Raw genomic sequence first — 20,373 nt, forward strand, 5'->3', positions numbered from 1 at the left:
ATGAGTAAAATTGCGTTCATTTTTCCTGGACAAGGTTCTCAAACTGTCGGGATGGGAAAAGAATTAGCTGACAAATACCCTGAAGTACAAGCGTATTTCACTAAAGCGGATGAAAGATTGGAATCGGAATTAACAAGTGTTATATTTGATGGACCGCAAGAAGAGCTTACTCAAACGACAAATGCACAGCCGGCTTTATTAACAACGAGCATCGCGATTCTAGATCGTTTAAAATCAGAAGGTATTACAGCAGATTATACGGCCGGACATAGTTTAGGTGAATATTCCGCCCTGGTAGCTGCGGGTGCCCTCCGCTTTGAAGATGCGGTGTATGCTGTTCGTAAAAGAGGGGAATTCATGGAAGAAGCGGTTCCAAGTGGAGAAGGCACGATGGCTGCTGTTCTGGGCATGCCAAGAGAGCCGCTAAAAGAGATTACCGATCTTGTAACGAAAGAGGGACATCCAGTAGGGCTGGCAAACTTAAATTGTCCTGGTCAAATTGTGATTTCAGGTACGGTGAAAGGAGTGGAACTTGCTTCAGAGAAAGCCAAAGAAGCTGGCGCGAAGAGGGTCATTCCACTTCAAGTGAGTGGGCCATTCCATTCTCAATTAATGAAACCTGCTGCAGATCAGTTTGTTTCCATTTTGGATTCAATTACGATTGAAGATGCAGCTGTACCGGTCATTGCGAATGTAACGGCAGAACCTGTAACCAATCGTGAAGAAATCAAGCGTTTATTAATCGAACAATTATACTCACCTGTTCAATGGGAAGATTCTGTTGAGAAATTGCTTGAATTAGACGTGGATACGTTCATTGAAGTTGGACCTGGTAAAGTACTCTCAGGTTTAGTGAAGAAAGTGAATAGACGGGTGAAAACGTATACTGTTCAAGATGAAGCATCCTTGGAACAAACCATCCAAGCCTTAAAGGAGGAAGCGAAATGAATTTAGAAGGAAAGGTTGCCCTTGTAACGGGAGCGTCCCGGGGTATCGGAAGGGAGATTGCCCTTGAGCTTGCCCGTGAAGGCTGTAATGTAGCCGTCAACTATTCTGGTAGTGAAGCGAAGGCTAATGAAGTCGTCGATGAGATTAAAGGTTTAGGCCGGGAAGCCATTGCCGTACAATGTAATGTAGCAGATAGTGATGCTGTTCAAGCAATGGTGAAGGAAACGATTGGCCAATTCGGTTCAGTGGATATTCTTGTTAATAATGCTGGAATCACGAAGGATAATTTATTAATGAGAATGAAAGAAGCTGAATGGGATGATGTCATCAACATCAATCTTAAAGGTGTTTTCCTATGCACCAAGGCCGTTACACGCCAAATGATGAAGCAAAGAAGCGGTCGAATCATCAATATTTCTTCGATTGTCGGTGTGAGTGGAAACCCTGGACAGGCAAACTATGTGGCAGCTAAATCTGGTGTGATCGGATTAACGAAAACAACAGCCAAAGAATTGGCACCCCGAGGCATCACGGTGAATGCAATCGCTCCGGGTTTCATTTCCACTGATATGACGGATCAGCTTCCGGAAGATGTACGTATAGAAATGTTAAAGCAAATCCCTTTAAGCCGCTTTGGTGATCCTCAGGATGTAGCGAAGGTGGTAACGTTCGTTGCATCTGAATCTGCTTCTTATATGACTGGGCAAACTCTCCATATCGATGGTGGAATGGTCATGTAACGGCAAAAAATAATAATTTATCAATTGTTTTCGTGGATACTCTTTTCATTAGAGGTCAAAATGCTCTATAATACTTGAGGGGAGGTGACAAATATGGCAGAAGTATTAGATCGTGTAACAAAAATTATCGTAGATCGTCTAGGTGTAGATGAATCTCAAGTAACTCTTGAAGCTTCTTTCAAAGAAGATCTAGGAGCTGACTCCCTTGATGTAGTTGAGCTGGTTATGGAACTTGAAGATGAATTTGACATGGAAATCTCTGACGATGATGCTGAAAAAATCGGCACAGTAGGTGATGCTGTGAACTACATAAAAGCAAAAGCTTAATCGTTAGATTGAATTAAAAGATAAGCACAAGCTGATCTTTCATTCAAAACCATTTAAAACTTGGTAGAGGTCTCACTTCTACCAAGTTTATTTGTGTTCTGACATGCGCAAGAAACTTTTGCGTAATTGCTTTTTTTAGCATAAACTTGATAAGTAGAAAAAAGAGAACATATAGAGCAAGGTGGAGTGCCTTATGCGGAAGCAAAGTAGAAACAAAGGAATATCCAGACATAAAAATGATAGTAAGTTTAAAACGTTTCAGGATGAAATCGGAATTCAATTTAATGATGAAAAACTACTTAAACAAGCTTTTACTCATTCATCCTATGTGAATGAGCATCGTCGTAAGCCTTATGAAGACAACGAACGCTTAGAATTTCTTGGGGATGCCGTTTTGGAGTTAACGGTTTCTCAATTTCTTTTCAAGAAGTATCCAATGATGAGTGAGGGTGAACTTACGAAATTAAGGGCAGCCATAGTATGCGAGCCTTCCCTGGTTAAGTTCTCGATTGAAATGAATTTCGGTGAACTCATCTTACTTGGTAAAGGTGAAGAAATGACGGGCGGTCGGGAAAGACCAGCATTACTCGCAGATGTCTTCGAGGCGTTTATCGGAGCGGTATATTTGGATCAAGGGTTAGAAACAGTGATTTCAATCCTTGAAAAAGTTGTCTATCCAAAAATTAACGTCGGTGCTTTTTCTCATGTGATGGATTATAAGAGTCAGTTACAAGAGCTGGTCCAACGGGGCAGTGCAGGGATGATTGAATACAGCATCCTTGAAGAAAGCGGGCCTGCCCATAACCGGCAGTTTATTTCCCGAGTGAGTTTAAATGACGATGAATTAGGCATTGGAAAAGGCCGATCTAAGAAGGAAGCTGAACAACAAGCCGCACAGAAGGCTCTTGAGAAGCTAAAACAAAAGCTAGACGCTAAATAGGGGGAAAGAAGATGTTCCTCAAACAACTAGAAGTAATGGGGTTTAAATCTTTTGCAGAAAGAATATCCGTGGAGTTTGTCCCGGGTGTTACAGCCGTTGTGGGACCAAACGGCAGTGGTAAAAGCAATATTATAGATGCGATTCGCTGGGTACTGGGTGAGCAATCAGCGAAAAGTCTGCGCGGATCGAAAATGGAAGATGTTATATTTGCCGGGAGTGATTCAAGAAAAGCCCTTAACATAGCAGAGGTAACCCTTGTCCTGGATAATGAAGACGGTACCCTTCCGATCGATTACAGTGAAATCAGTGTTACAAGAAGAGTGTACCGCTCTGGAGATAGTGAGTATTTACTGAATAAGCAACCTTGTCGATTGAAAGACATCATTGAATTATTCATGGATTCAGGTTTAGGGAAAGAAGCGTTCTCCATTATCAGTCAGGGGAAAGTGGAGGAAATCCTGAATAGTAAGCCAGAAGAACGTAGAACCATTTTTGAAGAGGCAGCCGGGGTATTGAAGTATAAAACACGGAAGAAAAAGGCGGAGAATAAGTTATTCGAAACACAGGAAAATCTTAATCGTGTGAATGATATTCTTCATGAGTTGGAAGGGCAGGTAGAACCCCTTAAAATTCAAGCTTCGATGGCACGTGATTATTTGGAGAAAAAAGAAGAGCTGGAGAAGTTCGAGGTCGCATTGACGGTCTATGATATTGAGGATTTACATAAGCAGTGGGAAAGGCTTAGTGAAGAATTTGAACATCATGGAAAAGAAGAGCTGGCACTTTCCACCCGTATACAAAAGAAAGAAGCCGTTCTGACCCAAACACGTGATAAAATTGCGGCTCTTGATGAGTCGATTTCAAATCTTCAGGAAGTGCTCCTCGCTACAAGTGAAGAATTGGAGAAACTTGAGGGTAGGAAGCAAGTATTAGTGGAACGTAAGAAAAATTCCTCTTCCAACGAAACTCAATTAATACAATCGATAGATGAAGCAGGGGAACAAATTCGACAACTTACTTCTGAAAAAGAAAAAGCAGAAATGGAATTCAAATCTATCGATTCAGTCGTTAAGGAACTAAAAGAGCTGCTCATAACAAAACAGAATCAATTTAAGCATTACAATGAAAATATTGAAGATGTAATAGAATCCTTCAAAAGTGATTACATTGAAAAGCTGAATCAGCAGGCGTCAGCCAAAAATGAAATCCAGTACCTTGAGCAGCAGCTGGAGCAACAATCCAATCGAAGCGGCCGATTAGAAGCAGAAAATGAAAAGTATGTGATTCAGCGTGATGAATTGCATCTGAGTCACAAAGAACTTTCGAAACTGCTGCAGGAGCAAAAAGAGGTAATCGATGAGCACATATTCTTCTATCGTGAGGAACAGCAAAAGCTTGAGTCGGTGAAGGCAAAATACGAAAAGCAAGAAAAAACCCTATATCAAGCTTTTCAATTCCTGCAACAGGCGAAATCCCGGAAAGAAATGCTTGAGGAAATGGAAGACGACTATACAGGTTTCTTCCAAGGTGTAAAAGAAGTCCTAAAGGAACGTGACGGTCAGTTAACCGGGGTTCAAGGAGCGGTGGCTGAACTGATAACCGTACCTAAATCATATGAAACAGCTATGGAGACAGCTCTGGCAGCCTCCATGCAGCATATCGTGGTTGATACTGAAGAAGACGGCCGAAAAGCCATTGCTTTCTTAAAGAAAAACCAATACGGCCGTGCTACTTTCTTACCGATGAATGTCATCAAAGGGAAATCGATACCCGATAGTCAAAAAAATATGCTGAAGGGTCATCCTTCCTTTATAGGAGTTGGAACCGACTTGCTGAATTATGATCAGCGTTTCCAAATGGTGATTTCGAACCTGGTTGGAAATGTGATCATCGCGAAGGATTTAAAGGGAGCAAATGAAATCGCTAAGCTTATACAATATCGCTACCGTCTAGTGACCCTGGACGGAGATGTGGTGAATCCCGGCGGGTCCATGTCCGGTGGTACCGTGAAGCAAAAGAAAAATTCGCTTCTCTCCCGAAAAGGTGAGCTTGAAGAAATGAAAGAAAAGCTTGCAACGATGGAAGACCAGACTGAACATCTTCAATCTCAAGTGAAATCACTGAAAGAAGAAAGCAGCTTCAGAGAGAAGAAGCTGGAAGAAATGAGGGTGAAAGGAGAGCATTTGCGACTCAAGGAGCAAGAGCTTCTTTCAAAGCTTCGTGAAAATGAATTATCCCAGCAGAATCTGGATGAAAGGCTTTCACTATATGATTTGGAGAAAAAAGACTTTACGTCGGTTAAAGAGAAGCATGATTCCAGAACGAAAGAATTAAGAGCGTCTCTGGATGAAATAGGAGAAGATATTACAAGGCTCGATCAAAAGATTAGCGAGCTTACTCTCCAAAAGAATAGTGAACGAACGTCCAAGGATGCTTTATTGAATGAAATCAGTGATATAAAAGCAAACCTGGCCGCACGAAACGAGCAATTGGTGAACAGTCGTAATCAATTAATTCGTGTGCAGGAAACGATCGTCGAAACAAACAAGCGAAAGTCGACTTTACAAGACGATTTGGAGTGGCTGCAGACTGAAATGAAGGATAATTTTTCAGGAGAAGAGCAGCTTGGGAAGAAGGCTGAAGAGTGTTCGGTTCAAAAATCAGAAACTTCAAATTTGATTTCTTTACGACGGGAAGAGCGCTTGAATCTTCAACATACGGTTGAAGACGAGGAGCTCCAGTTGAAAGAATTAAAGCGTCAGCATAAAGGGTTGGTAGGAGCTTTAAGAGACGAGGAAGTGAAAATCAATCGTCTGGATGTTGAACTGGAAAATAGACTTGATCATTTACGCGATGAGTATATGCTTTCGTTTGAAGCAGCTAAGTCAGATTATCCCTTAACGATTGGGGTCGAAGAAGCGAGAAAGAAAGTGAAACTTGTGAAATTGGCCTTGGAAGAACTGGGAACCGTTAATCTCGGTGCCATTGATGAATATGAACGAGTGAAGGAAAGATACGAATTTTTAGTAGAGCAGAGGAATGACCTGACGGAAGCGGTGGACACTCTTTATCTGGTCATTAATGAGATGGACACAGAAATGATCAAACGCTTTGATCAAACCTTCACGGCGATTCAAGTGGAATTTGAAGGGGTATTTAGAGCATTGTTTGGAGGGGGGAGAGCGCAGTTGAAGCTGACTGACCCATCTGATCTCCTTCATACGGGGGTTGATATAGTAGCCCAGCCTCCAGGGAAGAAGCTGCAGAACCTTGGGCTGATGTCCGGGGGAGAACGAGCCTTAACGGCCATTGCCCTGCTGTTTTCAATCCTCAAGATCAGACCCGTGCCATTCTGTATACTGGATGAGGTAGAGGCAGCTCTTGATGAAGCAAATGTACAGAGGTTCAGCCAATATTTAAAGAAATTCAGTGACGAAACACAATTCATCGTCATTACCCATCGTAAAGGAACAATGGAAGAAGCCCACGTGCTTTACGGTGTAACGATGCAGGAATCCGGTGTGTCCAAATTAGTATCAGTAAGACTGCAAGAAACAAAGGAATTGTTAGAAACTTAATGAGTGGGGTGTGAAAGTTGAGTTTTTTTAAGAAGCTTAAAGATAAATTTACACAATCTAGTGACAACGTATCAGATAAATTCAAAGATGGACTAAGTAAAACGAGAAATAACTTTACAACAAAGGTCAATGACCTGGTTGCGAGATACCGTAAAGTGGATGAAGAATTCTTTGAAGAGCTGGAAGAAATCCTGATCGGTGCGGATGTTGGTTTTGATACGGTCATGGAACTGATAGACGAACTAAAGCTTGAAGTGAAGCGAAAGAATATTCAAGACACAGATGATGTTCAATCAGTCATTTCAGAGAAGCTTGTTGAAATCTACCAAGGAAATCGTGATGAGGACAGCAACCTGAACATTCAAGATGATCAGCTGACGGTTTTACTGTTTGTCGGTGTGAATGGTGTAGGAAAGACGACGACCATTGGGAAGATGGCTCACATGTTCAAGGAACAAGGCAAGAATGTGGTACTTGCAGCAGGTGATACATTCCGTGCAGGAGCGATCGAACAGCTTGAAGTATGGGGTGAGCGTGTAGGAGTTCCCGTCATTAAGCAAGCTGCAGGAAGCGATCCGGCTGCGGTTATGTTTGATGCAGTTCAATCAGCTAAAGCAAAAAAAGCGGATATTCTTATTTGTGATACAGCAGGAAGATTACAAAATAAAGTGAATCTGATGAAAGAACTTGAAAAAGTGAAGCGGGTGATCGAAAGAGAAGTTCCAGGTGCCCCCCACGAAGTATTACTCGTTCTTGACGCGACCACAGGTCAAAATGCCATGGTGCAAGCGAAAACCTTTAAAGAAGCAACAAATGTCTCAGGAATCGTCCTGACGAAGCTCGATGGTACGGCAAAAGGCGGTATTGTCCTTGCGATCAGAAACGAGCTTGAGATCCCTGTGAAATTTGTAGGTCTAGGAGAAAAAATGGACGACCTCCAGCCTTTCGATGCTGAAAAGTATGTATACGGCTTATTCTCAAACCTGGTTGATAAAGAAGAAGAATAGATTCAAGAATCGATAGGGTAGCCTGTTTGGAAGACTTTGAGAAGTCGTCTTGCAGGTTACTCTTCTTTTGTGTGGGGAGTTTGGGATATTCTCTATGGAAAATCCATAAGTATTCTTGACAAACACCCGTAAACACTGTATTCTTCATATGTAAAGGTTTTTCACTTAACAAGGAGGGATATCCGTGCTGGAGAAAACGACCAGAATGAATTATCTCTACGATTTTTATCAATCTTTGTTAACTCCTAAGCAGAGAAGCTATATGTCCCTCTATTATTTGGATGATTTCTCTTTAGGAGAAATCGCTGAAGAGTATAATGTTAGTCGACAAGCAGTGTATGATAACATTAAACGAACAGAGGCCATGATCGAGGAGTACGAAGAAAAGCTTTTATTATTTAATAAATTTCAAGAACGCAACGAGATTCTTGATCAACTCAGACAAAAAATAGGGGAATCATCAATCGATTCTTCTCATTGTTTAAAACTCATTGATGATCTTGAAATATTGGATTAGGAGGCGGCATGAATGGCATTTGAAGGATTAGCCGACCGACTGCAAGGTACAATACAAAAAATCCGTGGAAAAGGAAAGATTTCAGAAGCGGATGTTAAAGAGATGATGCGTGAAGTTCGTCTTGCTCTTCTGGAAGCAGACGTTAATTTTAAAGTGGTGAAGCAATTCGTCAAGAAAGTAAGTGAACGGGCTGTCGGACAAGAAGTCATGAAGAGTCTTACACCAGGACAACAGGTCATTAAAGTTGTTCAGGAAGAGCTTACAAACTTGATGGGTGGCGAACAAAGTCAGATTTCCGTCGCTAAACGCCCTCCGACTGTCATTATGATGGTTGGTTTGCAAGGTGCAGGTAAAACGACGACCACTGGAAAACTTGCGAACCTGCTTCGAAAGAAACATAACCGCAAACCACTATTGGTGGCTGCAGATATTTACCGTCCCGCTGCCATTAAGCAGTTAGAAACCATCGGGAAGCAACTAAGCCTACCTGTGTTTTCGCTGGGAGATCAGGTGAGTCCGGTTGAAATTGCGAAAAGAGCCATCGAAAAGGCAAAAGAAGAACATCACGATTATGTTCTGATTGATACAGCAGGTCGACTTCACATTGATGAAAACCTAATGGGAGAGTTGAAAGAAATTAAAGAACTCTCAAATCCAGATGAGATATTCCTCGTAGTGGATGCCATGACAGGTCAAGATGCGGTTAATGTTGCCCAAAGCTTTAATGAGGATCTTGGCATATCGGGTGTTGTCCTGACAAAACTTGATGGTGATACCCGAGGCGGGGCCGCTTTATCCATCCGTTCAGTCACTGAAAAACCAATTAAATTTGTTGGGATGGGTGAGAAGATGGATGCGTTAGAAGCATTCCATCCTGAGCGCATGGCATCACGGATCCTTGGTATGGGAGATGTTCTTTCCCTTATTGAGAAAGCTCAGGCCAATGTTGATGAAGAGAAAGCCAAAGAACTTGAACAAAAAATGCGTACCATGTCTTTCACTTTTGATGATTTCCTGGAGCAATTAGGTCAAGTGAAGCAAATGGGCCCACTTGATGAGTTACTGAAAATGATGCCTGGAGCAAACAAAATGAAGGGCTTGGATAAGATTCAAGTCGATGACAAGCAGATCAGTCATGTTGAGGCAATCATCCAATCGATGACGAAGGATGAGAAAATTCATCCGGAAACCATCAATGCTTCGCGTCGAAAAAGAATTGCGAAAGGGAGCGGAACGTCCATTCAAGAAGTAAACCGACTTCTCAAACAATTCGAGGACATGAAGAAAATGATGAAACAAATGAGTGGGATGCAAGGAAAAGGTAAGAAAAAAGGGATGAAATTCCCATTTATGTAAGCAATTCGTTCGGTTTTTCAAAAGAAAAATTGAACTGTTAAGAAAAAACACTTTACAAACAAAATACACATTTGATATTATACTAACTTGTGTGAAACTATTCGGAGGTGCTTTAATTATGGCAGTAAAAATCAGATTAAAACGTATGGGATCAAAAAGATCTCCTTTCTATCGTATCGTAGTTGCAGATTCTCGTTCACCACGTGATGGACGTCAAATCGAAACAGTTGGAACTTACAACCCGGTTGCTAAACCAGCTGAAGTGAAAATTGATGAAGAGTTGGCTCTTAAATGGTTATCCAATGGTGCTAAACCATCTGACACAGTTCGTAACCTATTCTCAAAACAAGGCATTATGGAAAAATTCCACAATGCTAAAAACAGCAAGTAATCGATTAGATCGATGAAGGATCTTATTCTAACGATTGTGAAACCCTTAGTTGACCATCCGGACTCAGTCCACATCGAAACTGATGAAGGAACGAACGACATAACCTATAAGTTATCTGTTCATCCTGAAGACATGGGGAAGGTCATTGGGAAACAAGGGAGAGTAGCTAAATCGATTCGAACTGTGGTATACGCTGCAGCAGGATCTTCACAACAGAAGAAAATCTTCTTAGAGATAGTGGAGTAAGGAAGCCAACATTTGGCTCTTTACACGAAAGGGTCCTAAGACCTTGAACACCGACTCTATAGAATCAGGGGACTGACCCACAAAGGTTACTATATAGCCTTAAGACGTCAGTCCCCTTTTTCATAGGCTTATGCTGCATGATCTAAAGAAAGACCTGCACAATCCAACACTCCCCCAAGAGAACACCCTAAGGATAAAGTACGACAGCGTGGGGTGAATAGAAGGAGGAGGAAGAACTGTTGAATGTGATACATACGATTACGATTAAACAGGTGTTAACAGAAAAGAGTAAGGATCTGTTAATGAAACGATATGAAAGTCAAAAGTTTCATTTAGCCAAGGAAAGCGATCAGTTACAGTTCGAAATGAAAAAGATTGAACGTGGTAAGAAATACCCTTCTCATAAATTAAACCAGCACTTCGAAAGAGAATTGAATGAGCGGGCTGAAAAGATCAAGCTCTTGGATTTCCAAATCGAGCAGTTAAATATCCTTCCTATTGGAAGCGAGCTAAAGGAAAAGGAAGTCCAAGGTATGGTTGACATTCAAGTTGGTGACAATTGGGAAGAAGAAGCACTTTCTAAGACAATTATTATTGAAGATGGTATTGTGAAAGAAATTCGTTGAGGCAAGAGGTGAAAGTGATGGAAAAGTGGTTTAATGTAGGTAAGATTGTCAATACTCATGGAGTTAAAGGAGAATTAAAGATCGTTTCTACGACAGATTTTCCCGAGGAGCGATATCAAAAAGGTAACACACTTTATTTGTTTCAAGGTCAAAACCAAGAACCGATCAGTCTCGTGATCAAATCTCATCGAAATCATAAGAGCTTTGATTTATTGACCTTCGAAGGGTATGAAAATATCAATGAGGTTGAGAAGTTTAAAGAAGGTATCCTGAAGGTACAGGAAGACCAATTACAGGAACTTGAAGAAGGAGAATACTATTTCCACGAAATCGTTGGCTGTAAGGTCTTAACAACTGCCGGGGAAGAGCTTGGGACCATAAAAGAGATTCTAAGCCCGGGAGCGAACGACGTATGGGTTGTGAAGGGGCAAAGAGGGAAAGAATACCTTATCCCTTACATAGAGGATATCGTGAAGACGATCGACATAGAGAAACAGCTCGTTACGATTGAACCGATGGAAGGCTTGTTGTCATGATGAGGATTGATGTCCTGTCTCTATTCCCGGCTATGTTCGAGGGGATCTTTGGTGAATCGATTCTTAAGAAGGCTTACGAAAAAGAAGCCGTAAGCTACAATGTAATTAACTTCAGAGAATACGCTGATAATAAACATAATCAAGTTGATGATTATCCTTATGGTGGAGGAGCCGGAATGGTATTGAAGCCACAGCCTATCTTTGATGCGGTCGATGCCTTAAGGAATGAGAAACAATCAAAGCCAAGGGTCGTCCTGATGTGCCCGCAGGGTGAACGCTATACACAGCAAAAGGCAGAGGAACTTGCTAAGGAAGAACATCTCGTATTTATTTGCGGTCATTATGAAGGCTATGATGAGCGTATCAGGGAGCATGTTGTAACGGACGAAATATCGATTGGAGACTATGTATTAACTGGTGGAGAACTTGGCGCCATGGTTGTCATCGATAGTGTAGTTCGCCTGCTTCCTGGGGTGCTTGGGAATGAGGATTCACCCATTCAGGATTCGTTCTCATCAGGACTCCTTGAGCATCCCCATTATACCCGTCCGTCGGACTTTAGGGGGATGAAGGTACCAGATGAGCTGATCTCAGGGAATCATCGTCTGATAGATGAATGGAGAGAAAAGGAGAGTCTGAGAAGAACCTTTGAAAGAAGACCGGATCTATTAGAAAGCTATACACTCACAGATCGACAAAAAGCCTGGATAGAGGATTGGAGAAAGTCTAAATAGGCTATTGCATCCTGGTTGTCTGTGTGATATTATATTCTTTGTGGCTTAAGGGGTTATCCCCTGTTGCCATTGATCCCGATGTTCCGCTGCAATCTATCGCTTTTGTAAGAGCATCTGTTGGAAGGAGTTGAAAAAGATGCACAAATTAATCGAAGATATTACGAAAGAACAACTTCGCTCTGATCTACCATCTTTCCGTCCTGGTGATACAGTACGTGTACACGTTAACATCGTTGAGGGTACTCGTGAACGTATTCAGGTATATGAAGGAGTAGTAATCAAACGCCGCGGTGGCGGTATCAGCGAAACATTTACTGTTCGTAAAATTTCTTACGGTGTAGGTGTTGAACGTACTTTCCCAGTACACACACCAAAAATCGCTAAATTAGAAGTTATTCGTCGCGGTAAAGTCCGTCGTGCGAAACTTTATTACCTGCGTAACCTGCGTGGTAAAGCGGCACGTATTAAAGAAATTCGATAAGAACGTAAGAAAAGGAGCTTGGAGACAAGCTCCTTTTCCTTATTCTAGAAGACCTTTTCTTGTGTAATAAATAAATGTCCCACAGACGGACTGCCTATTTTAATGAAGCCACCTTTTTTTTAATGAGAAATACAAGAATTTCTAGTAGAATAGAAAAAGATAGAAAAATACATTGGGTGGTGGAGATGTGGTTAAAGAGAAAAATGAGTGGTGGGAGTGGATGAAGGCACTGTTGATCGCAGTAGGTTTGGCTGCAATTATCAGATTCTTTTTATTTGCACCCATTGTTGTCGATGGATTATCAATGATGCCTACTTTACATAATGGAGATCGAATGATTGTGAGTAAATTAGGGGAGCCGGAGCGATTTGATATCGTCGTTTTCCACGCACCTGAACAAAAGGATTATATCAAACGTGTCATCGGGCTCCCGGGGGATGAAGTAGAGTACAAAAATGATACATTATATATTAATGGAAAAGCGTATACTGAGCCATATTTACAAGAGTATAAAGATCAATTAAATGATGGTGTATTAACAGAAGATTTCACTTTGAATGATATCATTGAAAAAGGCACTGTTCCAGAAGGGGAAATTTTTGTGATGGGTGACAATCGCCGTTTCAGTAAAGATAGTCGTCACATCGGTACAGTTCCAATGGAAGAAGTGATTGGTGATACAAAAGTGATCTATTGGCCTGTTAAAGATATAGGTTTCGTGAAATAATAGAAAAAAGTTGTTTGGAGGTGGTCATATGACAATACAATGGTTCCCAGGGCATATGGCTAAAGCTCGTAGACAAGTTACTGAGAAGTTAAAACTTGTAGACATTGTGATTGAATTAGTAGATGCGAGAATACCGTTATCGTCAAGAAATCCAATGATAGAAGAAATTATTGGACAAAAGCCCCGACTTGTTTTGTTAAATAAAGCAGACATGGCAGATAAAAATAGAACGAATCAGTGGATTTCTTATTTTAAAGAGCAAGGAATAACAGCTCTTGCTGTAAATGCACAGGCTGGCAAAGGACTTCAAGTCATAGTTCAAGCCGCTAAAGAAATATTAAAAGAAAAGTTCGACCGCATGAAATCAAGAGGAATGAGACCTCGTGCCATAAGAGCCATGATTGTCGGTATTCCTAACGTAGGGAAATCCACATTAATCAATCGCCTGGCAAAGAAAAATATAGCGAAAACAGGAAATACTCCTGGAGTGACAAAAGCCCAGCAATGGATCAAAGTGGGGAAAGAGCTTGAACTACTCGACACGCCGGGGATTTTATGGCCAAAGTTTGAAGATCCGCAAGTTGGATATAAACTGGCATTGACCGGTGCCATTAAAGATACCATCCTGAATTTACAGGATATCGCCGTTTATGGTTTGCGATTTCTTGAAGAGCACTATCCAGACCGATTAGAAGAGCGCTACGGCCTTGAAGAAATTCCTGAAGAAGTAGTGGATAGCTTTAATGAAATTGGAACTAAAAGAGGCTGTCTGATGGCTGGTGGAGAAGTGAATTATGACAAGACATCTGAACTTATCGTCCGTGACATTCGAAATGTACAATTAGGACCCATGACGTTTGATATCATTGGTGAGACTGAGCGGGAGAGCGAATAATAAAGAGGCTGTAAAAAGGGGGAATCTCTTTTGCGCAGCCTCTTTATTTATGTGAAGTACATCCGATATAAAAAGGAGGAGCAATGTGAATACAGTACATATGACCATTAAAGAAATAAGGGAAATCATCAAGTCTGCTTCTGCTCATGATCCGATTCTTGATGAGTTGAGGAAGGACGAAAGAATTGGTGTCCAAAAACTATTAAAACAGATTGAACGCGAGCAGATGAAACGAGAGAAGGAAAGAGAAGAGTTTGGCGTCCTAACTCAATATGAACGTGAACTTCACCAACAGGGATTCACCCTCATTGCAGGAATCGATGAAGTAGGTAGAGGTCCTCTTGCAGGTCCTGTGGTGGCGGCTGCCGTCATACTGCCTCATGACTTCTATTTGGCGGGATTAAATGATAGCAAGAAGATAACAGAAGCAAGAAGAGAAGATTTCTATGAATACATCAGGGAACATGCAATATCTGTCGGAGTAGGAATGGTACATGCGGATGAAATTGATTCCATAAATATTTATGAAGCTACAAAAAAGGCTATGAGTGAAGCAATCGTCAGCCTGCCGGTTCAGCCTGAGTATTTACTGATCGATGCGATGAAAATTCAATCACCCTTTCCGAGTCAGTCGATCATTAAAGGCGACTCGAAAAGTATATCCATTGCCGCAGCTTCCATCATTGCCAAGGTAACACGTGACCGACTGATGAAAGAGTATGCCAGCACATACCCTGGATATGCGTTTGAGAGGAATGCAGGATATGGCACAAAGGATCACTTAGGCGGGCTGGAGAAATTAGGAGTGACCCCCATTCATCGAAAGAGCTTTGCACCTGTGAAGGAGCTGCTATAGAATAGCACCATACTGAAACGATTATGATTCACAATGAACGGGAGACAGGGATATGACCCATATTCATGGTATTAACAGTAAACAGCCCCTTGACCAAAGGCCCTTTTCCATTCAAAGTGGAAAAGTTCTATTTATCAGCGTCCATAATCTGTTAGGAGAGGGCAATGCAGTGGTGTCAGCCAATGGACAACGGTTTATTGCGAAAATTGAAGCACCAATGGAAGCTGGAGAACGTTATTGGGTAGAAGTGAAACAATCTGAAAGTAATGTAAGTCTACATCTAATCCCAAACCGTGGGCAAACTGGCGTAAAAAATGGGAAGCATGCCGCAGCGAATCTATTACAGTATTTTTCCATATCAACAAATGGCAAAGAAATGAACGAATTTGTTATGGAGCTAATGAAAAAAAACATTCCCATTCATAAAGAACTGCTAGTATTCGCAGAGAAACATTTGAAAGGGAAAGATTCATCAGAAAGTGTGGAAACCCTGGTTGAAATGGCTAAGAGGAACATGCCGCTTTCTGACAGGGTCTTTCTCTCCATGAAATCGGGAACTTCAACAGGCGGCATTTTATCCAAGATAAATGAGCTGGCTTCAAAGTTAAGCGGGACTGGAAGGGACATGGCCACACTCAATTTACTAAGAGGGATCCAGAAACCGTTGAATAGGCTGGCGTCAGAAAGACTTGTGATAAATGCATTATCCCGTTTAGTTGATACTTCCCAAACCTTCTCTAATCGATTAGGCCATTTCGATCTATTGAAGTCACTAGGAGTCTTTCCGAAAGAAATCCCCATGAATCAATGGAGGAAAGGGTTAAAGACAACGGTTGTAGAAGAACTGAAACAGTCTTCACACGAGCAGTGGGAAAGAAAGATAAATCTTCTAAGAACCCAATTGGCCAATCATCCAGGTCCAGCTCCCGTAAAGCTTCGGAATGACCTGGATCAGCTTCTATCTACGACTACCGGCATGGGTCGGGATATCCCTAGACTCTCTGGTACTCATATCGATAAATGGATGGATATAATATTGAGTTTGGAGACTGTACTAAATGGAGAAAGGGACGAACCTTCCTTTGTGGCAGCTAAAGAGCTGATGGGAGTAATTGGAGAGGGAAAGTGGCGGTCCATTGAGGTGAACTATATGAGGCTCTTGCAGTCCTATGGAAGAGGCGCACCTGCATCGAACATGGAACAGCTGTTTCAAAAACTCCACCTTCAGATAGAACAAGAACTCACTCAGACGATTCGGGGAGAAGAACTGGCAAAGGTGTTGAAAAAAGTAATTGGAACGTTTGGGATTAACTTGGAAGCTCAGTTACAAAAAAATGGGCAAGAGCTTCAAAATCATCCAACAATTAAGCAGCATCTCATCGGGCTAAGTCAAAATCACCCACTCTCCGATATTCGAATGCTAGCTGATGAACTTGTTCTCAAGATGAACCACCAGGTGCTTCAATCACAGGAGAGTTCTCCTTTTCTCACAATCGTACAACAATTCCCATTTTCTTTATTTGGACAGAGCACCGATATCACCCTTCAATGGACAGGTAAAGAGAAAGAAAAAGGTGTGATCGATGGAGACTACTGCCGGGTTTTATTTTATTTAGAGCTTGATATCATGAAAGAGACATTAATCGATATGCAGGTTCAAAACCGAGTGGTCTCCTTGACCGTTTGGAATGACCACCCAAACGCAGAGAAAATGTCCAGATCATTTATTCCTGGATTAAAAGAAGGTCTGGAGAAGCTGGACTATCAACTATCTATAATAAAGGTGAAAGCTCCGGATAAGCAGGTTGAGCTTTCTGATAAAATCATGGCAGAACGGTTTAAAACGTTTTCGGGAGTTGATTTAAAGATATGAAAAACCCTCATGAAAGAAAAGAAGCGATTGCCTTAGGCTATAATCAAAGTAGTGAATCAGCTCCAAAGGTCCTTGCTAAAGGGAAGGGAATCATTGCTGAAAACATTTTGGCTCAAGCAAAAGACCATCAAATACCTGTACAAGAAGACAAGAGCTTACTCTCACTTCTTGGGAACCTGGATATAGGGGAATCTATACCTGAAGAATTATATGGCGCTGTAGCGGAGGTTTTTGCTTTCATCTATCGCTTAGATCGGGATATAGCGGGGAAGGGATAATTTCTTTGTCAATCTAATATACTTCATGTCACTAAACGGTATGAGCACGAAATAGAATAGTGAATTATATTTTTTAAGAATAATAATTTCAAGGATAAACCCTTCAAAAACAATGGAGCATATGGAGTAATTCTACTATCTTAAGTTCAGAATTTTAAAATTAATATAATATTTTTAGCATAATGGTAGACAGATATACTGTCATTTTATACAATGAAAGCGCAGTCTATTTTTTGAAGAGTTTGATAGGAGGATGGAAAATGAATATCCATGAATATCAAGGTAAAGAAATCCTCAGAAATTACGGGGTATCCGTACCAAATGGTAAAGTGGCTTTTACAGCTGAAGAAGCAGTAGAAGCGGCGAAGACATTAGATTCCAGCGTGTATGTAGTGAAAGCCCAAATCCACGCAGGTGGTCGAGGTAAAGCTGGCGGAGTGAAAATCGCTAAAAGCCTGGACGAAGTGCGTACATATGCAGATGAGTTAATCGGTAAAACTTTAGTAACTCACCAAACAGGTCCTGAAGGTAAGGAAGTAAAGCGCTTACTTATTGAAGAAGGCTGTGATATTAAGAAAGAATATTACGTAGGTCTGGTACTCGACCGTGCGACTTCCCAAGTTGTCCTGATGGCATCTGAAGAAGGCGGAACGGAAATCGAAGAAGTAGCAGAAAAAACACCGGAAAAAATCTTTAAAGAGTACATTGATCCAGTTGTTGGATTAACAGGTTTCCAAGCGAGACGTATTGCATTCAATATCAATATCCCTCAAAAACTTGTTGGAAAAGCAGCTAAGTTCATGATGGGTCTTTACAACGTGTATGTCCAAAAGGATGCTTCTATTGTCGAAATCAATCCTTTGGTTGTAACAGGTGATGGAGACGTAATGGCATTGGATGCGAAGTTCAACTTCGATTCAAATGCATTATACCGTCAAAAAAATGTGATTGAATTACGCGATCTTGAAGAAGAAGATGCAAAAGAAATCGAAGCTTCTAAATATGACCTAAGCTATATTTCCCTTGACGGAAATATCGGTTGCATGGTTAACGGAGCCGGTCTTGCCATGGCAACGATGGACATCGTGAAGCATTACGGCGGAGATCCCGCTAACTTCCTTGATGTTGGGGGCGGTGCTACAGCGGAAAAGGTAACAGAAGCATTTAAAATCATTCTTTCTGATGAAAACGTTAAAGGTATTTTCGTCAATATCTTCGGTGGAATCATGAAATGTGATGTTATTGCAACAGGTGTTGTAGAAGCAGCTAAGCAAATCGGTCTTCAAGTTCCACTTGTGGTTCGTCTTGAAGGTACAAATGTTGACTTAGGGAAAGAAATCCTTAATAAATCAGGATTGAATATCATTGCAGCTGAATCTATGGCGGACGGCGCACAAAAAATCGTTGAGCAAGTAGGCTGAGAAAGGCGGGGGACTAATGAGCGTATTTATTAATAAAGATACCAAGGTTGTTGTACAAGGGATTACAGGATCAACAGCTCTTTTCCATACGAAGCAAATGCTTGAATACGGTACACAAATCGTGGCAGGTGTAACACCTGGAAAAGGCGGAACTGAGGTTGAAGGCGTACCTGTTTTCAATACAGTTGAAGAAGCAAAGAAAGCAACTGGCGTAAATGCATCCGTCATTTATGTTCCTGCTCCGTTTGCAGCAGATGCAATCATGGAAGCGGTAGATGCCGAGCTTGATTTGGCAATCTGTATTACAGAACATATCCCGGTACTGGATATGGTGAAGGTTAAGCGTTATATGGAAGGCAAGAAAACACGCCTTGTAGGACCGAACTGTCCAGGAGTCATCACTCCTGAAGAGTGTAAAATCGGGATCATGCCCGGTTACATCCATACAAAAGGTCATGTAGGGGTTGTTTCACGCTCTGGTACACTTACGTATGAAGCAGTTCACCAACTTTCCCAAGCGGGAATCGGTCAGTCAACGGCAGTGGGTATCGGTGGAGATCCTGTAAACGGAACAGACTTTATCGATGTATTGAAAGCATTTAATGAAGATGAAGATACGTATGCCGTCATCATGATCGGTGAAATCGGAGGTACTGCTGAAGAAGAAGCTGCTGAATGGGTTAAAGCCAACATGACTAAGCCTGTAGTAGGATTCATTGGAGGACGTACAGCTCCTCCAGGAAAACGTATGGGCCATGCAGGTGCGATCATTTCAGGCGGTAAAGGAACAGCTGATGAGAAGATTCGCGTTATGAATGAATGCGGAATTCAAGTTGCTCCTACACCTTCAGATATGGGCGAAACATTAATAAAGGTTCTTAAAGAAGAAGGAATCTTAGATAAATGTAAAACTCATTAATCATGTTTTGAGACTGATGGCATTCATGCTATCAGTCTCAGTTTTATATTCTCTATTAAAGAAAATTCAGGAGGTAATAAATGAAAGACCGTCGTCATATTCTATTTCATATGCATCATTGTCGGGGAATCGGATTGAAAGGAACAAAAAGAATAATAGAATCTCTCCAGGAATTACACTCTATCTTTGATTTATCCCCTTCCACGCTCCAACAAATAACCCTTTCTACCGCAGTCAATTCAGAACTCTTCTATAGAGACCTTCATTCATTTAATTCAGACCGATACAAAAAGCTTTATTCAGAAAATGATATAGACTGGATCACGATTATGGACGATGATTACCCTGCTTTACTGAGAAACGTATATGACCCCCCCTTTCTTCTCTTTTTAAAAGGAAACAGGAATCTCCTTCATGGACGAAAGAAATTGGCCATTATTGGTTCGAGAAATGCTACCTCTTATACGGAAAAAATTCTTCGCGATATGATTCCCCAGCTGGTGAAGAAAGAGATAGTCATTGTAAGTGGACTAGCGCAAGGTGCAGATACGTTGGCTCATAACGAAACGATTCATTCAGGTGGCCAAACGATAGGTGTCCTCGGTGGAGGCTTCAACCACATTTATCCGAAGCAAAATGAAGGATTAGCCCATCATATGATGAAGCATCAGCTTCTTCTCTCTGAATATCCCCCTTATATTAAACCTGAAAAATGGCAATTTCCTTTTAGAAATAGGATCATCAGCGGTCTTACCAATGCAGTGCTTGTTACGGAGGCAAGAAAAAAGAGCGGGACATTCATCACGGCTGATTATGCATTAAATGAAGGAAGAGAAGTATTATGTATACCAGGATCCATACATGAGCCGTTAGCAGAAGGAACCAACAGTCTAATCCAGGAAGGTGCAAGAATGGTCCTATCAATAGAAGATATTTTTTCAGAACTGGGAGTATAAATTAAGATAATATGATATAGA

At 41.3% G+C, this 20,373-nt stretch carries 22 protein-coding genes; all 22 read left to right on the top strand.

The window, feature by feature from the left end:
• The 22 genes from fabD (at nt 1) to dprA (ending at nt 20,352) form a co-directional block, all read left to right on the top strand.
• Nucleotides 1-948, top strand: coding sequence for an ACP S-malonyltransferase (gene fabD / locus ACOSV2_RS02915; RefSeq protein WP_428973856.1), 948 nt, complete (start codon nt 1-3; stop codon nt 946-948).
• The gene (fabG, locus tag ACOSV2_RS02920) at nt 945-1,688 is read left to right on the top strand and encodes a 3-oxoacyl-[acyl-carrier-protein] reductase (RefSeq protein ID WP_428973857.1); all 744 of its coding nucleotides are present in this window, start codon (nt 945-947) and stop codon (nt 1,686-1,688) included. The genes fabD and fabG overlap by 4 nt, the downstream gene beginning before the upstream one ends.
• A gap of 93 nt (nt 1,689-1,781) precedes the next feature.
• Nucleotides 1,782-2,015 (top strand): acyl carrier protein, encoded by a 234-nt coding sequence (acpP, locus tag ACOSV2_RS02925; protein ID WP_113968250.1) that lies wholly within the window; start codon nt 1,782-1,784, stop codon nt 2,013-2,015.
• A 193-nt stretch (nt 2,016-2,208) separates the two neighbouring features.
• Nucleotides 2,209-2,955, top strand: a complete 747-nt coding sequence (gene rnc / locus ACOSV2_RS02930; RefSeq protein ID WP_113968249.1) for a ribonuclease III — start codon at nt 2,209-2,211, stop codon at nt 2,953-2,955.
• Between the two features lie 11 nt (nt 2,956-2,966).
• Complete coding sequence (smc, locus tag ACOSV2_RS02935; protein ID WP_428973858.1) at nt 2,967-6,533, top strand: chromosome segregation protein SMC; 3,567 nt, start codon at nt 2,967-2,969, stop codon at nt 6,531-6,533.
• Nucleotides 6,534-6,550: 17 nt separating this feature from the next.
• Nucleotides 6,551-7,540 carry a signal recognition particle-docking protein FtsY gene (ftsY, locus tag ACOSV2_RS02940; RefSeq protein WP_428973859.1) on the top strand — a complete coding sequence of 330 codons (990 nt, stop codon included), beginning with the start codon at nt 6,551-6,553 and terminating at the stop codon, nt 7,538-7,540.
• Nucleotides 7,541-7,724: 184 nt separating this feature from the next.
• Nucleotides 7,725-8,057 carry a putative DNA-binding protein gene (locus ACOSV2_RS02945; protein WP_113968246.1) on the top strand — a complete coding sequence of 111 codons (333 nt, stop codon included), beginning with the start codon at nt 7,725-7,727 and terminating at the stop codon, nt 8,055-8,057.
• Nucleotides 8,058-8,069: 12 nt separating this feature from the next.
• Nucleotides 8,070-9,413 carry a signal recognition particle protein gene (gene ffh, locus ACOSV2_RS02950; protein WP_428973860.1) on the top strand — a complete coding sequence of 448 codons (1,344 nt, stop codon included), beginning with the start codon at nt 8,070-8,072 and terminating at the stop codon, nt 9,411-9,413.
• Nucleotides 9,414-9,531: 118 nt separating this feature from the next.
• Nucleotides 9,532-9,804 (top strand): 30S ribosomal protein S16, encoded by a 273-nt coding sequence (gene rpsP / locus ACOSV2_RS02955; RefSeq protein ID WP_113968244.1) that lies wholly within the window; start codon nt 9,532-9,534, stop codon nt 9,802-9,804.
• Between the two features lie 12 nt (nt 9,805-9,816).
• The gene (locus ACOSV2_RS02960) at nt 9,817-10,050 is read left to right on the top strand and encodes a KH domain-containing protein (protein WP_428973861.1); all 234 of its coding nucleotides are present in this window, start codon (nt 9,817-9,819) and stop codon (nt 10,048-10,050) included.
• Between the two features lie 239 nt (nt 10,051-10,289).
• A complete protein-coding gene (locus tag ACOSV2_RS02965; RefSeq protein WP_428973862.1) occupies nt 10,290-10,676 on the top strand; it encodes a YlqD family protein in 387 nt (128 codons plus the stop codon).
• Between the two features lie 17 nt (nt 10,677-10,693).
• The gene (gene rimM / locus ACOSV2_RS02970) at nt 10,694-11,212 is read left to right on the top strand and encodes a ribosome maturation factor RimM (protein WP_113968241.1); all 519 of its coding nucleotides are present in this window, start codon (nt 10,694-10,696) and stop codon (nt 11,210-11,212) included.
• On the top strand, nt 11,212-11,946 hold the full coding sequence (trmD, locus tag ACOSV2_RS02975; protein WP_181778051.1) for a tRNA (guanosine(37)-N1)-methyltransferase TrmD: 735 nt from the start codon (nt 11,212-11,214) through the stop codon (nt 11,944-11,946). The genes rimM and trmD overlap by 1 nt, the downstream gene beginning before the upstream one ends.
• Nucleotides 11,947-12,082: 136 nt before the next feature.
• Nucleotides 12,083-12,427, top strand: a complete 345-nt coding sequence (gene rplS / locus ACOSV2_RS02980) for a 50S ribosomal protein L19 (RefSeq protein WP_032088854.1) — start codon at nt 12,083-12,085, stop codon at nt 12,425-12,427.
• Between the two features lie 187 nt (nt 12,428-12,614).
• Nucleotides 12,615-13,154 (top strand): signal peptidase I, encoded by a 540-nt coding sequence (lepB, locus tag ACOSV2_RS02985; RefSeq protein ID WP_113968239.1) that lies wholly within the window; start codon nt 12,615-12,617, stop codon nt 13,152-13,154.
• Between the two features lie 28 nt (nt 13,155-13,182).
• Nucleotides 13,183-14,049 (top strand): ribosome biogenesis GTPase YlqF, encoded by an 867-nt coding sequence (ylqF, locus tag ACOSV2_RS02990; protein WP_113968238.1) that lies wholly within the window; start codon nt 13,183-13,185, stop codon nt 14,047-14,049.
• A gap of 100 nt (nt 14,050-14,149) precedes the next feature.
• Nucleotides 14,150-14,905 carry a ribonuclease HII gene (locus ACOSV2_RS02995; RefSeq protein WP_428974272.1) on the top strand — a complete coding sequence of 252 codons (756 nt, stop codon included), beginning with the start codon at nt 14,150-14,152 and terminating at the stop codon, nt 14,903-14,905.
• 52 nt (nt 14,906-14,957) lie between these two features.
• Nucleotides 14,958-16,778: a hypothetical protein gene (locus ACOSV2_RS03000; RefSeq protein ID WP_428973863.1), complete on the top strand. Its 1,821-nt coding sequence runs from the start codon at nt 14,958-14,960 to the stop codon at nt 16,776-16,778.
• On the top strand, nt 16,775-17,056 hold the full coding sequence (locus tag ACOSV2_RS03005; protein WP_113968236.1) for an EscU/YscU/HrcU family type III secretion system export apparatus switch protein: 282 nt from the start codon (nt 16,775-16,777) through the stop codon (nt 17,054-17,056). The genes ACOSV2_RS03000 and ACOSV2_RS03005 overlap by 4 nt, the downstream gene beginning before the upstream one ends.
• A 260-nt stretch (nt 17,057-17,316) precedes the next feature.
• The gene (gene sucC, locus ACOSV2_RS03010; protein WP_113968235.1) at nt 17,317-18,477 is read left to right on the top strand and encodes an ADP-forming succinate--CoA ligase subunit beta; all 1,161 of its coding nucleotides are present in this window, start codon (nt 17,317-17,319) and stop codon (nt 18,475-18,477) included.
• A 16-nt stretch (nt 18,478-18,493) separates the two neighbouring features.
• The gene (gene sucD / locus ACOSV2_RS03015) at nt 18,494-19,396 is read left to right on the top strand and encodes a succinate--CoA ligase subunit alpha (protein ID WP_044337414.1); all 903 of its coding nucleotides are present in this window, start codon (nt 18,494-18,496) and stop codon (nt 19,394-19,396) included.
• Nucleotides 19,397-19,476: 80 nt separating this feature from the next.
• Nucleotides 19,477-20,352: a DNA-processing protein DprA gene (gene dprA / locus ACOSV2_RS03020; protein WP_428973864.1), complete on the top strand. Its 876-nt coding sequence runs from the start codon at nt 19,477-19,479 to the stop codon at nt 20,350-20,352.
• Nucleotides 20,353-20,373 lie beyond the last annotated feature (21 nt).

It is taken from the genome of Rossellomorea sp. DUT-2, from assembly GCF_052665285.1.

Bases quoted from the DNA above. Each gene is read 5' to 3' on its own strand.
- fabD (WP_428973856.1), top strand. From the start codon at position 1: ATGAGTAAAATTGCGTTCATTTTTCCTGGACAAGGTTCTCAAACTGTC.
- fabG (WP_428973857.1), top strand. From the start codon at position 945: ATGAATTTAGAAGGAAAGGTTGCCCTTGTAACGGGAGCGTCCCGGGGT.
- acpP (WP_113968250.1), top strand. From the start codon at position 1,782: ATGGCAGAAGTATTAGATCGTGTAACAAAAATTATCGTAGATCGTCTA.
- rnc (WP_113968249.1), top strand. From the start codon at position 2,209: ATGCGGAAGCAAAGTAGAAACAAAGGAATATCCAGACATAAAAATGAT.
- smc (WP_428973858.1), top strand. From the start codon at position 2,967: ATGTTCCTCAAACAACTAGAAGTAATGGGGTTTAAATCTTTTGCAGAA.
- ffh (WP_428973860.1), top strand. From the start codon at position 8,070: ATGGCATTTGAAGGATTAGCCGACCGACTGCAAGGTACAATACAAAAA.
- rpsP (WP_113968244.1), top strand. From the start codon at position 9,532: ATGGCAGTAAAAATCAGATTAAAACGTATGGGATCAAAAAGATCTCCT.
- ACOSV2_RS02960 (WP_428973861.1), top strand. From the start codon at position 9,817: ATGAAGGATCTTATTCTAACGATTGTGAAACCCTTAGTTGACCATCCG.
- rimM (WP_113968241.1), top strand. From the start codon at position 10,694: ATGGAAAAGTGGTTTAATGTAGGTAAGATTGTCAATACTCATGGAGTT.
- trmD (WP_181778051.1), top strand. From the start codon at position 11,212: ATGAGGATTGATGTCCTGTCTCTATTCCCGGCTATGTTCGAGGGGATC.
- rplS (WP_032088854.1), top strand. From the start codon at position 12,083: ATGCACAAATTAATCGAAGATATTACGAAAGAACAACTTCGCTCTGAT.
- ylqF (WP_113968238.1), top strand. From the start codon at position 13,183: ATGACAATACAATGGTTCCCAGGGCATATGGCTAAAGCTCGTAGACAA.
- ACOSV2_RS02995 (WP_428974272.1), top strand. From the start codon at position 14,150: ATGACCATTAAAGAAATAAGGGAAATCATCAAGTCTGCTTCTGCTCAT.
- ACOSV2_RS03000 (WP_428973863.1), top strand. From the start codon at position 14,958: ATGACCCATATTCATGGTATTAACAGTAAACAGCCCCTTGACCAAAGG.
- ACOSV2_RS03005 (WP_113968236.1), top strand. From the start codon at position 16,775: ATGAAAAACCCTCATGAAAGAAAAGAAGCGATTGCCTTAGGCTATAAT.
- sucC (WP_113968235.1), top strand. From the start codon at position 17,317: ATGAATATCCATGAATATCAAGGTAAAGAAATCCTCAGAAATTACGGG.
- sucD (WP_044337414.1), top strand. From the start codon at position 18,494: ATGAGCGTATTTATTAATAAAGATACCAAGGTTGTTGTACAAGGGATT.
- dprA (WP_428973864.1), top strand. From the start codon at position 19,477: ATGAAAGACCGTCGTCATATTCTATTTCATATGCATCATTGTCGGGGA.